The organism is Vannielia litorea, assembly GCF_900142295.1.
GTDB lineage: Bacteria > Pseudomonadota > Alphaproteobacteria > Rhodobacterales > Rhodobacteraceae > Vannielia > Vannielia litorea.
This window is the reverse complement of record NZ_FSRL01000001.1, coordinates 3,587,907-3,604,339: the sequence shown is the minus strand read 5'-3', so window position 1 is coordinate 3,604,339 and position 16,433 is coordinate 3,587,907. Positions and strand designations below refer to the sequence as shown.

Below are 16,433 nucleotides of genomic sequence, written 5' to 3'. Positions count from 1 at the left end.
ACCTCCGGCCCATGCTAGAGGCCCCCGATGCCATCCACCACACCGAAAAAGGCCTATGCCGCGGGCTTCCGCGCGGGCCTGCCCTTCCTGATCGTCGTCATCCCCTTCGGGGCGATCTTCGGCGTCATCGGCATGGAGGCCGGGCTCAACCTGGTCGAGGTGATGGGCTTTTCGGTGCTGGTGATCGCGGGCGGCGCCCAGATCACCGCACTCCAGCTGATGCAGGACAACGCGCCCACCGTGATCGTGCTGGCCACGGCGCTCGCGGTGAACGCCCGCATGGCGATGTATTCCGCTTCCATGGCCCCCCATGTCGGCTCCGCGCCGCTCTGGCAGCGGGCGCTCATCAGCTACCTTCTGGTCGACCAGAGCTATGCCGCCTCGGTGCTGAAGTATGAAGAAGAGCCCGAGTGGACCGTGGCCACCAAGGTTGCCTATTTCCTCGGCAGCATCACTCCGGTCGCGCCAATGTGGTATCTCGGCACTCTGGCGGGCGCGCTGGCCGGTCAGGCGATCCCCGAGAGCTGGTCGCTCGACGTGGCGGTGCCGCTGGCCTTCCTCGCCATCGTCGCGCCGGGCCTGCGCACGCCCGCCCACATGGCCGCCGCCTTCGTGGCGCTGGTCGCTTCGCTGCTTCTGGCCTGGATGCCCTTTTCCACCGGGGTGATCGCCGCCGGGATCCTCGGCATGGTGGCCGGGGCCGAGGCCGAGAAGGCGCTGGACCGGAGGGCGCGGGCATGAGTGGCTATCCCGTCTGGCTCATCATCGCCGCGCTGGCGGTGGGCACCTTCCTGATCCGCTTCAGCTTCATCGGCCTGACAGGAAACCGCCCCCTGCCGCCCGCCCTGCTGCGCTACCTGCGCTACACCCCCTTCGCCGTTCTGCCCGCGCTGGTCGCGCCCATGCTGGCCTGGCCCGCGGCGACAGACGGCACAGCCGACCCGGCCCGCCTCCTGGCCGCGCTGGCCACCGTGCTGGTAGGCTGGCGCAGCAAGTCTCTCCTCTTCGCCATCCTCGCCGGCCTCGTGGTGTTCTACGGCGCGGCGGCGCTGGGGCTTTAGCGGTAGAACCTGGGGTTGGGTTCCACATAGCCCGGCTCGTCCTCGACCGGATCGACGAACTCCTCGGTCCGCACCCCCGGCACCCGGGCGAAATCCTCCATCACCTCCTTGGGATACCAGGTCTGGCGGACATGGCCGAAGCCGGGCAACTGGCGCAGGATCGCCGTCGTGGACCTCGCGCAATGCGCCTTCTTCACCGCGCCGTTGGTCTGCACCAGCGCCAGCGCCCGCTGGGCGACCTCGGGGCTGACCCGCACCTCCTGGGTGATCACCCGCCACTCGGGCCGGGCGTGGTAGTCGATATAGAAGGCCATCACCCGCGGATCGGCCCCGATCACCACGTCGTTGCGCTCCGGCACGTTGGGGTTGCTGAAGCTGCCCGCCGGGTCAAAGATCACCCGCTGGCTGCCGTTCACCACCAGAGCGGTGTGCCCACCGGCCCCGCTCTCGTTGTTGATCATCGTCACGAGGGTCAGCGACGGCGGCGCCGGGTGGCGGTAGATCGCCCGCGCCACCTGGTCATCCGGTGCCCAGACAGGCTCCGCCCCGCCACATCCCGCCAGCCAAAGCGGCAGAAGCAGCAGAGCCATCGCACGTCTCATCAGGTCGGTCTCCTCCCCGCCTCCAGCAGGGGGGAGTTTACCCGCTCGTCAGCCGTTGACCAGAGCGAGGAACACGAGAAACACCAGGATCACCACCACAGACTTGGTCACGAAGCTCATGAACCCGTTGAAGGTGGATTCCTGAACGCTGATGTCCATTTCGCCCTGCTTGTGCTCGGCCATGGGTGTCTCCCGAATTTTCGTTCCGCCCCCGGCCATAGCGCAAAGGGCGGGTCGCGGTAAAGATGCCGCGCGCCTGCACGGGCCGGGCAAATCGGCGCAGGGCCTCAGTCCTGGGCCCCCACGCATCGCAGGGTTGACTCACGCTTTCGTGCGTTGCTAGGTTTCGCGTGCCGAAGCGGCCGATCCCCAACATCAGGTGGGGACCCATCCCAGGCAGGCACGCTTCGGCACGACTACTCTACATCTTGAGTCTGCGCGAGGTAGCGCGCCGCATGTGCCCCGGCCCAGCGCCCCGTGGCGAGGCAGCCGGTCAGCAGGTAGCCCCCCGTCGGCGCCTCCCAGTCCAGCATCTCGCCCGCCACGAACACGCCCGGCCTCGCCCGCAGCATCAAGCCTTCGTCCACAGCCGCCCGCGTCACCCCGCCCGCCACCGAGATCGCCTCGTCCATCGGCCTCGGCCCGGCATGCGTCACCGGCAGCGCCTTCACCACCCCGGCCAGCGCCGCGCCCTCCGGCAAGGGCCGTCCGAACTCCATCACCAGCGCCCGCGCCACGTCGCCGAGCCCCAGCCGCTTGCGCAGCCGGTTGCCCACGCTCTCGCGCCCCCCCTTCGCCAGCCGCGCCTCGACCTCCTCGCGGGGCACCTCCGGCAGCAGGTCCAGCACCAGCGGCGCCCCATCGCGCAGGGCCGCCGACACCTCGTAGATCCCGCCGCCCTCCAGCCCCCGCGCCGACACCACGAACTCGCCCCGGCTCTCTGCCGCCCCGGCCACCAGCCGCGCACCCTTCACCGGGCTGCCAAAATGGGCCGCCATATGCGGTGACCATGCCACCTCGAACCCCATGTTGGCGGGCCGAAACGGAGCCAGCTCCACGCCCTCCGCCGCCAGCACCCCGGCCCATGCGCCGTCCGAACCGAGCCGCGCCCAGCTTGCCCCGCCCAGCGCCAGCACCGTCACCCCGGCCTCCACGCGCTGCTCCCCTTCGGGCGTGTCGAACAGGGCAGCGCCGCCCTCCCAGCCGCGCCAGCGCCACCGCACCCGCACCTCCACGCCCGCCAGCCGCCCGATCCAGGCCCGGAGCAGCGGCGAGGCCTTCATCGCGCGCGGAAACACCCGCCCCGTCGAGCCCACGAAGGTCTCCTGCCCCAAGCCTTCGGCCCAGGCGCGCGCCTCCGCCGGGCCGAAAAGCGCCAGCATCGGCGCCAGCCAGTCGGTCCCGAAGGCCGCGCAAAAGCCCTCTTCCTCCTTCGTCAGGTTCAGCCCGGACTTGCCGGCCATCAGCAGCTTGCGGCCCACCGAGGGCTTGGCCTCGGCCAGCAGCACGCGCAGGCCCTCCGCCGCCAGCATCTCCGCCGCCGCCAGCCCCGCCGGGCCGCCCCCGATCACCAGTGCATCCGTTGTCACCCCAGCCTCCCGGCCCATCTATGCCTCATGGACGACATGCCGCCCCAATGCCCGCTCTGCCACCGCCCGATCCCGCCCGACGTGCCGCAAAGCCGCCACCACCTCGTCCCGCGCCTGCGCGGCGGCAAGGGCGGCGAAACGGTGCTCCTGCACCACATCTGCCACAAGGAAATCCACGCCACCCTGACAGAAACCGAGCTGGCCCGCGACTATGCCACCCCCGAGGCCCTCCGCGCCCATCCGCGCCTGGCCAGGTTCATCGCCTGGGTCGCCAAACGCCCGCCCGAGTTCAACCCTAAGACGGCAGGTCCCCGCCGCCGGAGATGACGCCCGGCACCGTCACGCCCCGGCACATCGCCTTGATCCCGGCCCGCACCTTCGGCTCCGCCGCCACCGCCGCCTCGCAGAGCGCCGCCGCCTCGTCCATCAGCGCGTCCGGCTCGGCCAGCCGGTCCACCAGGCCCCAGGCCACGGCCTCCCCGGCCTCGATCTTCTGCGCCGCCAGCAGCAGCATCCGCGCCCGACCCCGGCCCACCAGCGCGGCCAGCCGCGCCGGGTCGGAGGGCTGCGGCAGGTAGCCCAGTTTCATCACCGGATAAAAGAACTTCGCCCCCGGCACCGCGATCCGCAGGTCGCAGGCCAGCACCATGCCAAAGGCACCGCCCGCCAGCGTGCCGTTCAGCGCGGCCACGGTCAGCGCATCGCTCTCGGCCACGGCATGCGAGAGCCGCTCCCAGAGCGGCGAGGTCGCCAGTCCGGCCCTGGCCTCGTCGAGGTCCGCCCCGGCCGAAAAGACCTTGCCTTCGCCGGTGAGCACCAGCGCGCCGCCCGGCGCGCCTTCCACCGCCTCCACCAACGCCTCCAGCATGTCGCCCGTCAGCGAGTTGGCCTTTTCGGGCCGGTCGATGGTGACGGTCCTGAGCCCGCCCTCATCGGCAACCCGGATCATATCAGCCCCACCTTGCGCCGGATCTCCTCGTCGCGCAGCGAGACCTCCGCGCCCTTGAACCCGTCAGCCTCCGGCGAGCACATCCACAGCAGCGCCTTCGCGGGCCAGTCGGGGGCAATGTGGTCGGACCAGTCGAGCTGGCTCACCGGGTTGATGCCGCTGGCCTTGATGTCGCGCTGCATCTGCGTGGCCACCGTTCCGGGCGAGAGCGACAGCGCGCGAATGCCCTGCGCGCCGTTCTCCTTGTCGACCATCCGGGTCAGCATCAGCGCGCCCGCCTTCGACGAGCAATAGGCCGACCAGGCCTCGACCGGGCCATGGGCCGCGCCCGATCCCACCGTGAGAATGGTGCCGCCACCCTGCCCCAGCATCACCGGCAAAGCCGCGCGCATGCCGTTGAACACGCCCTTCAGGTTCACGTCGATGACCTGGCACCAGGCCTCCGGATCGGCCTCCGCCAGATGCGCGATCGGCTCGAGCATCCCCGCGTTGTTCACCAGCACGTCGAGCCGCCCGAAGGTTTTGACCGTGGCCTCCACGGCGGCTGCGACTTCCCAGAACCGGCTCACGTCGCAGGGAATCGCCAGCGCCACCTCCGGGCCCAGCTCGCCCGCCAGGTCGGCCACGGCCTCCTCGCTGCGGGCCAGCAGCGCCACCTTCGCGCCCGCCGCCGCAAACACCCGCGCCGCCTCGGCCCCAATGCCCCGGCTCGCCCCGGTGATCATCACCACCTTGCCGCTCATCTCCATCGTCCGTCCCTCCGGCATTTTTTCATCCCAGAGATAACGCAATGGTGGCTCCCGTCCACCATGCCGGGCCTTGACCCCGCCCGCACCGCACGGGAGGATGTTGCGACTTCATTATTTCTGCCCGAAAGGATTTGCCCGATGAAACCATTCTTCCGCCTGACCGCGGCCACGGCCGCGCTTTGCATCGCCGGCACACCCGCCGCATGGGCGCTCACCGCCGAAGAGGCCTGGGAGGCCTGGGTCGCCATCGCCGCCGAGTATGGCGAGACCGTCACCGCAGCCAGCACCTCCCGCGACGGCGATGTGCTCACCGCCTCCGGCGTGGCCGTGTCGATGGAAATGCAGGACATGACCCTCGACGGCACCCTGGGCGACGTGACCCTCACCGAGAACGGCGATGGCACCGTGGCCATCGCCGTTCCGCCCGCCTTCCAGGTCGCCATGTCGGTTGCGCCCGAGTATGGCGAGAAGGTCGAGCTGAACATCGACTTCACCGTCGACGGTCTCGACATGACCGCCGCCGACGCCGATGCCGGCGGGGTGGCCTTTACCTATGCCGCGCCGTCGATGACCTTTGGCATCAGCGACATGAAGGTGGACGGCGTCGCCACGCCCTTCACCTTCACCGGCGCGATCTCCGACTCGGCGGGCACCTATACCAAGGCGGGCGAGGGGCTGGTCTCCAACTTCACCGCCAAGTCGCTGCAAATCGACTTCGAGGGCCGCGACCCCGAAGGCGGCGGCAGCGGCCAGGGCACCGTGACCATGGCCGACATCGCCTCCACCTCCACCGGGCAGGGCCAGCTCTTCTTCATGGACCCGGCGCAACTGCCCGAGATGCTGAAGTCCGGCGCCTCCATGCAGGGCAGCACCACCGTGGGCGCCACCACCTTCTCCATCGAGGGCGTGGACGCGGGCGAGACCTTCGCCCTCTCCGGCGACATGGACGGCGGCACCGGCACGGTCACGCTGAACGCCGACCAGGTGCTCTACGCGGTCAACTACACCGGCTTCGACGTGACCATGTCGGGCAGCGAGATCCCGCTCCCCGAGGTCACCCTCGGCATGGGCGAGACCTCCTTCAACATGATCATGCCGATCGCCCAGTCCGAGGCGCCCAAGCCCTACATGCTGGCCGTCGGCCTGAAGGACCTGACCATCGCCGACGGGCTGTGGAACATGTTCGACCCGGGCACCGTCCTGCCCCGCGACCCGGCCACGCTCACCTTCAACCTCGCGGGCACCGGCCGCTGGCTGATCGACATCCTCGACCCGGAGGCCATGGCCAACCCCCAGGGCATGCCCGGCGAGGTGCAGTCGCTCAACATCTCCGACGTGCGGCTCGTGGTGGCCGGCGCCGAGCTGACCGCCGAGGGCAACTTCACCTTCGACAACACCGACCTGATGACCTTCGGCGGCATGCCCGCCCCCGACGGCACCCTGCGCGCCCGGCTCTCCGGCGCCAATGCCCTGCTCGACAACCTGGTGACCATGGGCTTCGTGCCCGCCGACCAGGCCAACGGGGTCAAGATGATGTCGGGCATGTTCTTCCGCCCCGGCGACGGCCCCGACGTGCTGACCACCGAGATCGGCGTCTCGCCCGACGGCACCATCTCGGCCAACGGCATCCCGATCCCGCTCCAGTAGGCGGCCGAACCATATCCAAAGGCCCCTGCTCCGGCGGGGGCCTTCTTGCTTCGCCGCCCCCGTCGCGGGCGGTTTTTGTCGGCTCCGCCCTTGCACCACGCATCCCCGGCAGCTAGCTCAGTCCGACAGGCAAAGCCCAACGGACCCGAGCAGATGACAGACACCCCCAGCCTCGAAACGCTCACCCAGGCGCTTCTTGCCGCCGCCCGCCGCGCCGGGGCCGAGGCCGCCGATGCCATGGCCGTGGCCTCCACCTCGCTCTCCATCGACACCCGCGCGGGCGCGCTGGAGCAGGCCGAGCGGTCGGAGGGCACCGAGATCGGGCTGCGCGTGCTGCTCGGCCGGCGGCAGGCCTGCGTGTCGGGCTCCGACCTGCGCGAGGAGACCATGGCCACCATGGCCGAGCGCGCCGTCGCCATGGCCCGCCTCGCCCCCGAAGATCCGCACTGCGGCCTCGCCGACCCGGCGCAGCTGGCGCAGGGCTGGGATGTCGCCGCGCTCGACCTCGCCGATATCGGCTCCGAGCCCGAGGCCGCCGCGCTGCAGGAGGCCGCGCTCGCCTGCGAGGCCGCCGCCGCGGCCGTGCCCGGCGTGAGCCAGATCGAGGGCACCACCGCAGGCTTCGGCCGCACCCGCATCCACCTCGCCGCAACCAACGGCTTCTCGGGCGGCTACACGCGCACCGGCCACATGCTCTCGGCCTCCGCCATCACCGGCACCGGCACGGCGATGGACCGCGACCACTGCTACGAGCACCGCATCTACGCCGCCGACCTGCCCACGCCCGAAGAGGTGGGCACCAGGGCCGGCACCCGTGCCGCCGCCCGCTCGGGCGCGCGCAAGCCCCCCTCGGGCCGCTACCCCGTGCTCTACGACGAGCGCGCCGCCGCCTCGCTGATCGGCCACCTGCTCGGGGCCGCCAACGGCGCCTCGGTCGCGCGCGGCTCGTCCTGGCTGATCGGCCGGATGGGCGAGGCGATCCTGCCCGCCGGGCTCTCGCTCACCGAAGAGCCCCACTGCACCCGGATCCCCGGCTCGCGCCCCTTCGACGGCGAGGGCCTGCCCACCCGCACCTCCGCCATCGTCGAGAACGGCCGGCTCGCCCGCTGGGTGCTCGATCTCGCCTCCGCCCGCAAGCTGGGGCTGGAGAGCACCGGCAACGCCGCCCGCGGCACCTCCGCGCCGCCCTCGCCTTCGGTGACCAATGTCACCCTCACCCCCGGCACCGCCAGCCGGGACGAGCTCCTGCGCGACATGGGCACCGGCCTGCTGGTGACCTCGCTGATCGGCTCCACGATCAATCCCAACACCGGCGACTACTCGCGCGGCGCCTCCGGCTTCTGGGTCGAGAACGGCGCCATCGCCTACCCGGTCCACGAGTGCACCATCGCGGGCAACCTGCTCGAGATGCTGCCCACCCTCGTGCCCGCCAATGACGCGCTCCAGCACAAGTCGCACCGCATCCCCTCCCTGCTGGTCGAAAGCCTCACCCTTGCGGGCGCCTGACACGACCAGCGACACCGCGCTCCTGATCGAGGCGGCGGCGCTGGCCGGCGAGATCGCCCTGCGCTACTTCCGCGTCGACCACCGGGTGTGGGACAAGGCCGATGGCGCCGGCCCGGTCACCGAGGCCGACCTCGCGGTGGATGCCATGCTGCGCTCCCATCTCATCGGCGCCCGCCCCGGATACGGCTGGCTCTCCGAAGAAACCGCCGACGATGCCGCAAGGCTCGATGCCGAGCGCTGCTTCATCATCGACCCGATCGACGGCACCCGCGCCTTCATCTCCGGCGAGGTGACATGGGCCCACTCCCTCGCCGTGGCCGAGGCAGGCCGCGTCGTGGCCGCCGTGGTCGCCATGCCCGCCAAGAAGGCGGTCTACGCCGCGGCAAGGGGCGCGGGCGCCACCCGCAACGGCAAGCCGCTGCACGTCTCCGCCGCCGCCGGGCCCGATGACGTGACGATCGTCACCGCCCGGCCCAACCTTGCGCCGCATCTCTGGCCCGGCGGCCTGCCGCGCCATGCCCGCCACTACCGCCCCTCGCTGGCCTACCGCCTCGCGCTGGTGGGGGAGGGCCGCTACGACGCGATGGTCACCTTCCGCGATACCTGGGAGTGGGACATCGCCGCCGGCGCGCTGATCGTCGAGGAGGCCGGCGGCACCGTGACCGACCGCCTGGGCGCGCCGCTCCGCTTCAACACGCCGGGCCGCCTGGCTGCCGGCACCCTCGCCGCCAACCCGGCCCTGCACCACGGGCTGATACAGCGCATCCTGAGTTGACGCGCCCCTGCCGCACCGCGCGGCGCATTAGTTAATGCCGCAAATCCAAAACGCGTATGCATGGGTTGTGCATCGGTTGTGCATGGGTTGTGCCCCCCCTGTTTTCGCCTTTAACCCCTATGGGTTAACACAAGGTGCGCCGTCTCCCGGCCGGGCAAAAAAGGGGCCCCGTCGCCACGGGGGCGAACGGGGCCGAAGGTCGTGCCATGTGTCAGGCCACAGGCACCGGCGGTAACTTTGTGAACTCGAAGTTGTTGCCTAGTCGCGCATCTCCGCGCGGATCTGCTGGCGCAGCACGTCAATGCTCACCGGCTTGCCATCCCTCTTGAAGTGCCAGTAGGTCCAGCCGTTGCAGCTCGGTGCGCCTTCGAGATGGGCGCCGACCTTGTGGATCGAGCCCTTCACGTCGCGCGCCACCAGCGTGCCGTCCGCCCGCACCTTGGCCGCGTTCTTGCCATTGCCGCTGATGAGCATCTCGCCCGGCCGCAGCATGCCCCGCTCCACGAGCTGGCCGAAGGGCACCCGTGGCTCGGCCCGCTTGGAGGTCGTGATCTCCAGCGCGTCACTGTCGATTTTTCGCACGTTATCAATGCGTTTCTGGGCAACCTCGCGGTATTCGGCCTCGCGCTCGATGCCGATGAAGTCGCGTCCCAGCATCTTGGCCACGGCGCCTGTGGTGCCGGTCCCGAAGAACGGGTCCAGCACCACGTCGCCAGGGTTCGTCGTGGCGAGCAGTACACGATGGAGCAGGGCTTCCGGCTTCTGCGTCGGATGCGCCTTCTCCCCCCTGGAATTCTTGAGCCGCTCATGGCCGTTGCAGATGGGAAGCACCCAGTCCGACCGCATCTGCACGTCGTCGTTGAGCGCCTTCATTGCCTCGTAATTGAAGGTGTATTTGCCACCCTCGGATTTGCTCGCCCAGATCATGGTTTCATGGGCGTTGGTGAGCCTCATGCCCCGGAAGTTGGGCATCGGGTTGGACTTGCGCCAGATCACGTCGTTGAGGATCCAGAACCCGGCATCCTGCAGCTTGGTGCCGACGCGAAAGATGTTGTGATAGGAGCCGATCACCCAGATCGCCCCGTCCGGCTTGAGAATCCGGCGCGCGGCGGCCAGCCATTCCTCGGTGAAGGTGTCGTAGGCCTTGAAGCTGTCGAACTGGTCCCAATGGTCGTCCACGGCGTCGACCTGGGAGTTGTCGGGCCGGTGCAGGTTGCCCTTGAGCTGGAGGTTGTAGGGCGGATCCGCGAAGATGAGATCGACCGATGCCTCGGGGAGCTTGTTCATCTCCGCGATGCAATCGCCGGGCAGGATCTGGTTGAGCGGCAGCGCCCGCTGCCCCTGTTGGGTCGTCGTCTTCGTCATCCGTCTGCCTCTGTCCCCGCGCTCTTTCGGCGCTCGGTGTTGTTGCTCAAACCATGAGTCAGAGGCGATTCGTGGTCAATTTCTTTTTTGAATCAGGGGTTTGCAGATTTATGTTGCATCAAGATATTGCGTATCGGGGCAAAGGAACGCCGATGATGTTGTGTGACCCCCAATTGCTGGAGTGCCCTCAAATGCACACTCGTCCCGTAGCCCGCATTGCTCTCCCAGCCGTAGCCGGGGTGCTGTTGCGCCAAATCCACCATGAGCCTGTCACGGGCCACCTTGGCCACGATCGAGGCCGCCGCGATCGAGAGTGATTTGCCGTCTCCCTTAACCACCGCCTCGGCCGATCCGCAGCCTTCGGGCAGCCGGTTGCCGTCGATCAGCAGGTGGTCGGGCGCGTCCGGCAGCCTCGCCACCGCGCGGGTCATGGCGGTCAGCGCGGCCTGCAGGATGTTGATCCGGTCGATCTCCTCCACGCTGACATGCACGATGCAAACCTGCGCCGACGCATGGATCTCCTCGCTCAGCACCAGCCGCCGCTTCTCGGTCAGCTTCTTGCTGTCGTTCAGGCCTTGCGGAATGTTGTCCGGGTCCAGCACCACCGCCGCTGCCGTCACCGGCCCGGCCAGCGGGCCACGGCCCACCTCGTCCACCCCGGCCACGCGGGCCAGGCCACGGGCAAAGGCCGCCGCTTCGAAGGAGAAATCGGGAAAGGTCTTCATCGCCCTCCCATCGCCCGGCGCGGGCAGGAGCGCAATGGCACTTGACCTACAAAATGGGGCGGAGAGCCTCACCCTCCGCCCCCAGTCTTGCGCGGCCCCATGGGGATGACAGCCGCGCCCTGCCGACAGGTGCGCCCCAGGAGACCGGGACGCGCCTTGCCTGATCTCTTGGTCGTTCAGGTACGGAACCCGTTGCGGCGCAGGCAGCGCTGCTCGTAGGCCTCGACATGCCGGCGGCCGAGGTCGAGCGTGTAGGAGCACTGCTGCGGAAGCCGGGCGCGGAAGCCGTTCCGCTCGAGGCACGGCACGCCGTAAAACACCTGGTCCCCGCGGCGGGTGGGCACCACCGTCTCGCAGCGGGCTGGCAGGCGGGCCTTGCGGCCCTGATCGCGGTGGCGGTCGTTGCCGTAGCCGTAACCGCGGCCCGGAGAGACTTCGATCACCCGGCTGTTGGAGCGCGAGGCCTGCTGGCGGTCCTTCTTGTTTTCGTTCGCGGCAATCAGCGCGCCGATGATGCCGAGGCCGGCGAGCAGGCGCAGGGTCTCGCCCTGGTCCATTTCGGCCTGGGCGGGGGCGGTGAAGGAGGTGAGGGCCACGGCGGCGGCAGCGGCGGTTGTGATGAGGGTCTTGAACATGGCGTCGTCCTTTCTTGCGTCTCTGAGGCCCGGGATGGGCGTCTGTCCGAGACGCACCGGGGCGGTGATGAGGCAAGGATGTGCTTGGCAAAGGAGGACAAACAATATCACCCCCGGGCTATCGCATATCAGGGCATTTACCGGGCTTTGTTATTGAATATCGGTCGGCGCAAACGCATGAGTAGGCGCATGAAAACGCTCTTCACCCTCCCCGCCGCCGCATTCGCAGTGATGCTGGCGGCAACCCCTGCGGGGGCCACCTGCTATGCCGAGTACAAGGCCAAGCAGGACAATCCGCTCAAGCTCCATTACGGTGTGATGGAGCTTGGCAATGCCTGCCCGCCCGGCGGCGAGGCGCAGGCGCAGATCGCCAGCCGTTTGCAGCGTGGCGGTTGGGTGCTACTCAATGTCATCTCGCTCTTCGAGGGCACACCCAGCAAGGCGCAGCAACAGAATGCCGGATCAAACTTCCTCCGCTACTGATCTCCGCCAGACCGGCGGCAAGGTCGTGACGTGGGGCATCGCGGGCATCGTCGCCATCCTCGGTGTGGCGGCGGTGTTCCTCTTTCTCACCCTGCCCGACGGCAACGCCTTCAACGCGCGGGTCGAGCAGATCTTCACCGAGAACGACGCGCTCGTGTCGGGCGAGGCGGTGACCCTGCTCGAGATCCTCGCGCAATCGGGCACGGCCTTCGGCGACGTGCTGGTGAGCTACCGGATCGTCATCTTCGTGCTGCTGCTGTTTTCCACCGCGCTGCTGATCGCGGCGCTGGTCTTTCTCGTCACCATCATTGCCCTGAACAGGCGGATGGGCGAGATCGAGCGCAGCGGCATCCAGGTGAACTCGCTGGTGATCTCCCGCGAGGAGCGGGTGGTGCTTCTGAACAACATGGAATTCAAGCTGACCGAGGCCGCGATCGAAACGCTGGCGGTGCTGGCCGAGGCCCGGATGGATGACGATGTCCTGAGCGGCGCCGCCATCGAGGGGGTGATCCAGGGCAAGTCCGAGTCCGATTGCGACGAGGCCGCCGGCGCGACCCGGATCAAGCGCCTGCGCGATTCGCTGGGCAACCAGATGGTCAGCGAGCTGCTGGTGAAGAACATCGCACGCCGTGGCTACATGCTCGCCATCGACAAGGACGTGATCCGCATGGTGTGAGCGGCCCGCCGGCCGACCCGTTCACCGTCTTCCTGGGGCTTGACCCGAGGATGACGGCGGCGCGGGGCCTCAGCGCGGCAAGGGCAGTTCTCCGCGCTTGTAGGGCCCCCAGTCGGTGACCTCCGGGTAATACATCGCCCGCCACTTGCGCACCCGAGGGTTCATCGCCCGAAACCACAGCGGGCTGACCAGCGCCATGAAGCCCATCGCCGGGTAGCCGAAGGGCAGCTGCGGCGCCTCGCCCGCATCGTAGGTTTGCAGCAGAGGAAACCGCCGCGACGGCTTGTAGTGGTGGTCGGAGTGGCGCTGGAGGTTGATGAGCAGCCAGTTCGTCGCCCTGTGCGAGGCATTCCACGAATGATGCGGCCGCACCGGCTCGTAGCGGCCCTCGCCGAGGTGCTTTCGCGTCAGCCCGTAGTGCTCGATGTAGTTGGTCAGTTCCAGCAGCCAGATCGCCGTGCCCGCCTGGTAGAGAAACAGCAGGAACCCGGCCCAGCCGCCCAGCGCAAGGGCCGCGACGACGAAGACCAGCTGCAGCGCCCAGTAGCGCCAATGCGGGTTGCTCCGGTGCCACCACGGCAAGCCCTTGCGCGCCAGCATCGCCTTTTCGGCATGGAAGGCGCTCACCGGCTCTTCCCGGATCACCCTCAGCAGGTACCGCCAGTAGTTCTCGCCATAGCGCGCCGTCACCGCGTCGCGGCGCGTGCCGACATGGACGTGATGCACCAGCAGATGCTCCGAGCGGAAATGCGAGTAGAGCACCGAGGCCAGAAGCACGTCGCCCAGCCATCGCTCCAGCCGGTTGCGCTGGTGAACGAGCTCGTGGGCATAGACGATCCCGATCGCCCCGTTGGTCACCCCGACGCCGAAGAACACCAGGATCTTCTCCAGCAGGTTCAGGTGATCCGCCCCGGGCACCCAGGCCAGAATGACAAGCAGGAGCACGACCTGCACCGGGCACCAGATCAGCGTGATGAGCTTGTACCAGAAGAGCTGCGCCTCCTCCGTCTCCGTATCGGCATTGTCGAGGTTCAGCCCGGTGAACCCGTCGAGAAGCGTGAAGCCGACGAGGGTGAAGAGCGGCACCGCCAGCACCCAGGGCCCACCCCAGGCCGCGGAGGCCAGCACCAGCGGCACGGTCAGCAGCGACACCCAGAAGGGCGCCGCCGCGCGAAGGTCGGATATGGATGCAGAGGCCATTGGCCCTCTCCCGGTGGTCATGCGCGCCCCGCCCGGATCATACGGGCCGAGAGCGGCGTTTCAATCGCCTGCGACATTCAGCGCGGGCGACGTGGCCGCGAGGTCATAGGCCTTGCGCATCACCGTGGGGAGCGCCGCGGGCGAGAGGCGCTGCCAGCCCAGCCCGTCCGGAGCCGCCCCATCCACGCGTCCGGCATGAACCCGCAGGATGAGGTGAAAATGCGTGAAGGTGTGGCGCACCTCGCCCACCTCCTCCAGCGCGCCCGCGACGGGCGGCGCAAACTCCGGCGCCTCGCCCCAGTCCGAGCCCGGCCAGCCCAGCATCCCGCCCAGCAGCCCGCGGTCGGGTCGCCGCTCGAGCAGAAAGGCCCCATCCTCCCGGCGGATCACGAAGACATGCCCCAGCCGCACCGGCTTGGGCTTCTTCGGGGTCTTGCGGGGCAGTTCGGCGGCAATGCCCTCGGCGCGGGCCTTGCAGGGCGCGCGACAGGGGCAGATGCCGCAGGCCGGGCTCTTTGGCGTGCAGATCGTGGCGCCGAGGTCCATCACCGCCTGCGCATAGTCCCCCGCCCGTGCCTCGGGCGTGAGCGCGGCGGCATGGGCCACCAGCACCGGCTTGCTCGCGGGCAGCGGCTCCTGCACCGCATGCAGCCGCGCCATCACCCGCTCCACGTTGCCATCAACCACGGTCTCGGGCCGGCCAAAGGCAATCGCCGCCACAGCCGCGGCCGTGTAGGGGCCGATGCCCGGCAACGCGCGCAGGCCCTCCACGGTGTCGGGAAAGCCGCCGCGTTCGGCCACCGCGCGGGCGCATTTCAGCAGGTTGCGGGCGCGGGCGTAGTAGCCAAGCCCGGCCCAGCGGGCCATCACGTCTTCGTCCTTGGCCGCCGCCAGCGCCTCCACCGTCGGCCAGAGCCGGGTGAACGTGGCAAAGTAGTCCTTCACCGCCGCCACGGTCGTCTGCTGGAGCATCACCTCCGAAAGCCAGATGCGATAGGGGTCGGGGCGCTCGTCACTGCGTGGCGGCACCCGCCAGGGCAGCACGCGGGCATTGGCATCGTACCACGCCAGCAGCGCCGTGCTCATCTCGCCGTCACGCAATGTTTATGGCTCCCCTGCCCGCATTTGGCTGGCCCCTCCGGGCTTGCGGGCGGTAAGATAGGGCCGCACAACCCGAATTGCGAGGCCATGGCCAAACCCGCCCCATCCACGCCAAAGCGCCACATGCGCGGCTTCGCCCAGACGGCGAAGTTCGTGACTGCGGATATCCGCAAGGCGAGCGAGAAGCGCGGCTTCGCCGAGATGCGCGTGCTCACGCATTGGCCCGAGATTGTCGGCGAGGAGACCGCCGCCATCACCCGCCCGCTCGAGGTCAAGTTCGGGCGCGGTACCTTCGGTGCAACCCTGCGGGTGCTGACCACCGGGGCCAACGCACCGATGCTCGAGATGCAGAAGGAGCAGATCCGCGAGCGGATCAACGCGGTCTACGGCTATGCCGCGATCCAGCGCATCCAGTTCACCCAGACGGCACCCACCGGCTTTGCCGAGGGACAGGCCGATTTCAACCACGCGCCCCGCCGCCGCGCCGCGCCTGCACCCGCCCAGCAGGCGGCGGCACAGGCTCTGGCCGAGGGCGTCACCGATCCCGCGCTGAAAGCGGCCTTGAGCCGTCTCGGCGCCCATGTCATCCAGAAAACCGGACGCGGCTGAACGCCCGGTCGAGCAGACTGAAAGGCCCCTCATGAACACCAAGATCCTCTATTCCGCCCTCTTCGTCGCGGCGCTCGCGGTCGGCACCTATTTTGCCATCGGCGGCACCAGCACGCCCGGCGGCACCGGCTTCGACCTCGCCGCTCAGGCGCAGACCGCCGAGGAAATCGACACCTCGAGCATCGTCGAGATGACCCTGGGCGACGAAAATGCCCCCGTGAAGGTGATCGAGTATGCCTCCTTCACCTGCCCGCATTGCGCCAGCTTTCACCAGAACGTCTTCAAGCAGCTGAAGACCAACTACATCGACACCGGCAAGGTCCATTTCACCTACCGCGAGATCTACTTCGACAAGCCGGGGCTCTGGGCCGGGATGGTGGCCCGCTGCGCCGGGCCGGTGCGCTACTTCGGCATCTCCGACGCGCTCTATGCCGGGCAGTCCGAGTGGCTCGCCTCCCGCGACCTCACCGGCATCCACGCCGACCTGCGCAAGCTGGCGGTCAAGTCGGGGCTGGATGGCGCACAGGTCGATGCCTGCCTCGCCGATGCCGAAAAGGCGCAGGCGATGTATGCCCTCTTCCTGAAGAACGCCGAGGCCGACGGGATCGATTCGACCCCTTCCTTCGTCATCGACGGCGAGAAGCACTCCAACATGAACTACGAAGAGTTCACCGAGATCCTCGACGCCAAGCTGGGCGAGTGAGCCTTGGGCATCCGCCCCGGGTTAACCAATAGGTAGAACTATCCCTGTAGCACCTCTT

General features: G+C 68.8%; 20 protein-coding genes. 10 read left to right on the top strand and 10 right to left on the bottom strand.

The features are described 5' to 3' along the window. Positions 1-27 precede the first annotated feature (27 nt). Entirely contained in the window at positions 28-741 is a 714-nt protein-coding gene (locus BUR94_RS17605; RefSeq protein WP_074257462.1) for an AzlC family ABC transporter permease, read from the top strand. After that, entirely contained in the window at positions 738-1,061 is a 324-nt protein-coding gene (locus BUR94_RS17600) for an AzlD domain-containing protein (RefSeq protein ID WP_074257461.1), read from the top strand. Before BUR94_RS17605 ends, BUR94_RS17600 begins: the two co-directional genes overlap by 4 nt. Here the strand turns inward: BUR94_RS17600 and BUR94_RS17595 are convergent. The 3 genes from BUR94_RS17595 to BUR94_RS17585 all read right to left on the bottom strand — a co-directional run bounded on the left by BUR94_RS17595 (position 1,058) and on the right by BUR94_RS17585 (position 3,270). Further along, positions 1,058-1,663: a hypothetical protein gene (locus BUR94_RS17595; protein WP_074257460.1), complete on the bottom strand. Its 606-nt coding sequence runs from the start codon at positions 1,661-1,663 to the stop codon at positions 1,058-1,060. The genes BUR94_RS17600 and BUR94_RS17595 overlap by 4 nt on opposite strands. A 48-nt stretch (positions 1,664-1,711) precedes the next feature. Further along, positions 1,712-1,846: an aa3-type cytochrome c oxidase subunit IV gene (locus tag BUR94_RS17590; protein ID WP_074257459.1), complete on the bottom strand. Its 135-nt coding sequence runs from the start codon at positions 1,844-1,846 to the stop codon at positions 1,712-1,714. 233 nt (positions 1,847-2,079) lie between these two features. Further along, the gene (locus tag BUR94_RS17585; RefSeq protein WP_074257458.1) at positions 2,080-3,270 is read right to left on the bottom strand and encodes a TIGR03862 family flavoprotein; all 1,191 of its coding nucleotides are present in this window, start codon (positions 3,268-3,270) and stop codon (positions 2,080-2,082) included. Positions 3,271-3,279: 9 nt separating this feature from the next. Between BUR94_RS17585 and BUR94_RS17580 the strand changes: the two genes are divergently transcribed. Then, a complete protein-coding gene (locus BUR94_RS17580; protein WP_074257457.1) occupies positions 3,280-3,579 on the top strand; it encodes an HNH endonuclease family protein in 300 nt (99 codons plus the stop codon). On the opposite strand, the gene BUR94_RS17575 is transcribed toward BUR94_RS17580, so the two are convergent. Together BUR94_RS17575 and BUR94_RS17570 are read right to left on the bottom strand one after the other, a co-directional pair. Then, complete coding sequence (locus BUR94_RS17575) at positions 3,548-4,201, bottom strand: enoyl-CoA hydratase/isomerase family protein (protein ID WP_074257456.1); 654 nt, start codon at positions 4,199-4,201, stop codon at positions 3,548-3,550. The two genes, BUR94_RS17580 and BUR94_RS17575, sit on opposite strands and share 32 nt — an antisense overlap. Further along, positions 4,198-4,950 (bottom strand): SDR family oxidoreductase, encoded by a 753-nt coding sequence (locus BUR94_RS17570; protein WP_074257455.1) that lies wholly within the window; start codon positions 4,948-4,950, stop codon positions 4,198-4,200. The genes BUR94_RS17575 and BUR94_RS17570 overlap by 4 nt, the downstream gene beginning before the upstream one ends. Before the next feature lie 138 nt (positions 4,951-5,088). Between BUR94_RS17570 and BUR94_RS17565 the strand changes: the two genes are divergently transcribed. The 3 genes from BUR94_RS17565 (at position 5,089) to BUR94_RS17555 (ending at position 8,878) form a co-directional block, all read left to right on the top strand. Then, positions 5,089-6,597: a DUF2125 domain-containing protein gene (locus tag BUR94_RS17565; RefSeq protein WP_074257454.1), complete on the top strand. Its 1,509-nt coding sequence runs from the start codon at positions 5,089-5,091 to the stop codon at positions 6,595-6,597. Positions 6,598-6,750: 153 nt separating this feature from the next. Then, positions 6,751-8,103, top strand: coding sequence for a TldD/PmbA family protein (locus BUR94_RS17560; RefSeq protein ID WP_074257453.1), 1,353 nt, complete (start codon positions 6,751-6,753; stop codon positions 8,101-8,103). After that, positions 8,090-8,878 (top strand): inositol monophosphatase family protein, encoded by a 789-nt coding sequence (locus BUR94_RS17555; RefSeq protein WP_074257452.1) that lies wholly within the window; start codon positions 8,090-8,092, stop codon positions 8,876-8,878. The genes BUR94_RS17560 and BUR94_RS17555 overlap by 14 nt, the downstream gene beginning before the upstream one ends. Before the next feature lie 258 nt (positions 8,879-9,136). Here the strand turns inward: BUR94_RS17555 and BUR94_RS17550 are convergent, their stop codons facing one another. From BUR94_RS17550 to BUR94_RS17540, 3 genes are all read right to left on the bottom strand, one after another. Next, complete coding sequence (locus BUR94_RS17550) at positions 9,137-10,243, bottom strand: site-specific DNA-methyltransferase (protein ID WP_074257451.1); 1,107 nt, start codon at positions 10,241-10,243, stop codon at positions 9,137-9,139. Positions 10,244-10,335: 92 nt separating this feature from the next. Next, on the bottom strand, positions 10,336-10,968 hold the full coding sequence (locus BUR94_RS17545; RefSeq protein ID WP_074257450.1) for a ribonuclease HII: 633 nt from the start codon (positions 10,966-10,968) through the stop codon (positions 10,336-10,338). Between the two features lie 176 nt (positions 10,969-11,144). After that, a complete protein-coding gene (locus tag BUR94_RS17540) occupies positions 11,145-11,603 on the bottom strand; it encodes a hypothetical protein (RefSeq protein ID WP_074257449.1) in 459 nt (152 codons plus the stop codon). 189 nt (positions 11,604-11,792) lie between these two features. Between BUR94_RS17540 and BUR94_RS17535 the strand changes: the two genes are divergently transcribed. Next, positions 11,793-12,086 (top strand): hypothetical protein, encoded by a 294-nt coding sequence (locus BUR94_RS17535; protein ID WP_074257448.1) that lies wholly within the window; start codon positions 11,793-11,795, stop codon positions 12,084-12,086. Then, complete coding sequence (locus BUR94_RS17530; protein ID WP_074257447.1) at positions 12,058-12,762, top strand: winged helix-turn-helix domain-containing protein; 705 nt, start codon at positions 12,058-12,060, stop codon at positions 12,760-12,762. Before BUR94_RS17535 ends, BUR94_RS17530 begins: the two co-directional genes overlap by 29 nt. A 69-nt stretch (positions 12,763-12,831) precedes the next feature. Here BUR94_RS17530 and BUR94_RS17525 read toward each other — a convergent pair whose 3' ends face one another. Both BUR94_RS17525 and mutY read right to left on the bottom strand, forming a co-directional pair. After that, the gene (locus tag BUR94_RS17525; RefSeq protein WP_084193083.1) at positions 12,832-13,962 is read right to left on the bottom strand and encodes an alkane 1-monooxygenase; all 1,131 of its coding nucleotides are present in this window, start codon (positions 13,960-13,962) and stop codon (positions 12,832-12,834) included. Positions 13,963-14,022: 60 nt separating this feature from the next. Beyond that, positions 14,023-15,048 carry an A/G-specific adenine glycosylase gene (gene mutY, locus BUR94_RS17520; protein WP_074257445.1) on the bottom strand — a complete coding sequence of 342 codons (1,026 nt, stop codon included), beginning with the start codon at positions 15,046-15,048 and terminating at the stop codon, positions 14,023-14,025. 102 nt (positions 15,049-15,150) lie between these two features. On the opposite strand from mutY, the gene BUR94_RS17515 reads away from it, so the two are divergent. Beyond that, positions 15,151-15,672 (top strand): DUF721 domain-containing protein, encoded by a 522-nt coding sequence (locus BUR94_RS17515; protein WP_074257444.1) that lies wholly within the window; start codon positions 15,151-15,153, stop codon positions 15,670-15,672. Positions 15,673-15,703: 31 nt separating this feature from the next. Next, a complete protein-coding gene (locus BUR94_RS17510) occupies positions 15,704-16,375 on the top strand; it encodes a DsbA family protein (RefSeq protein ID WP_074257443.1) in 672 nt (223 codons plus the stop codon). Positions 16,376-16,433 lie beyond the last annotated feature (58 nt).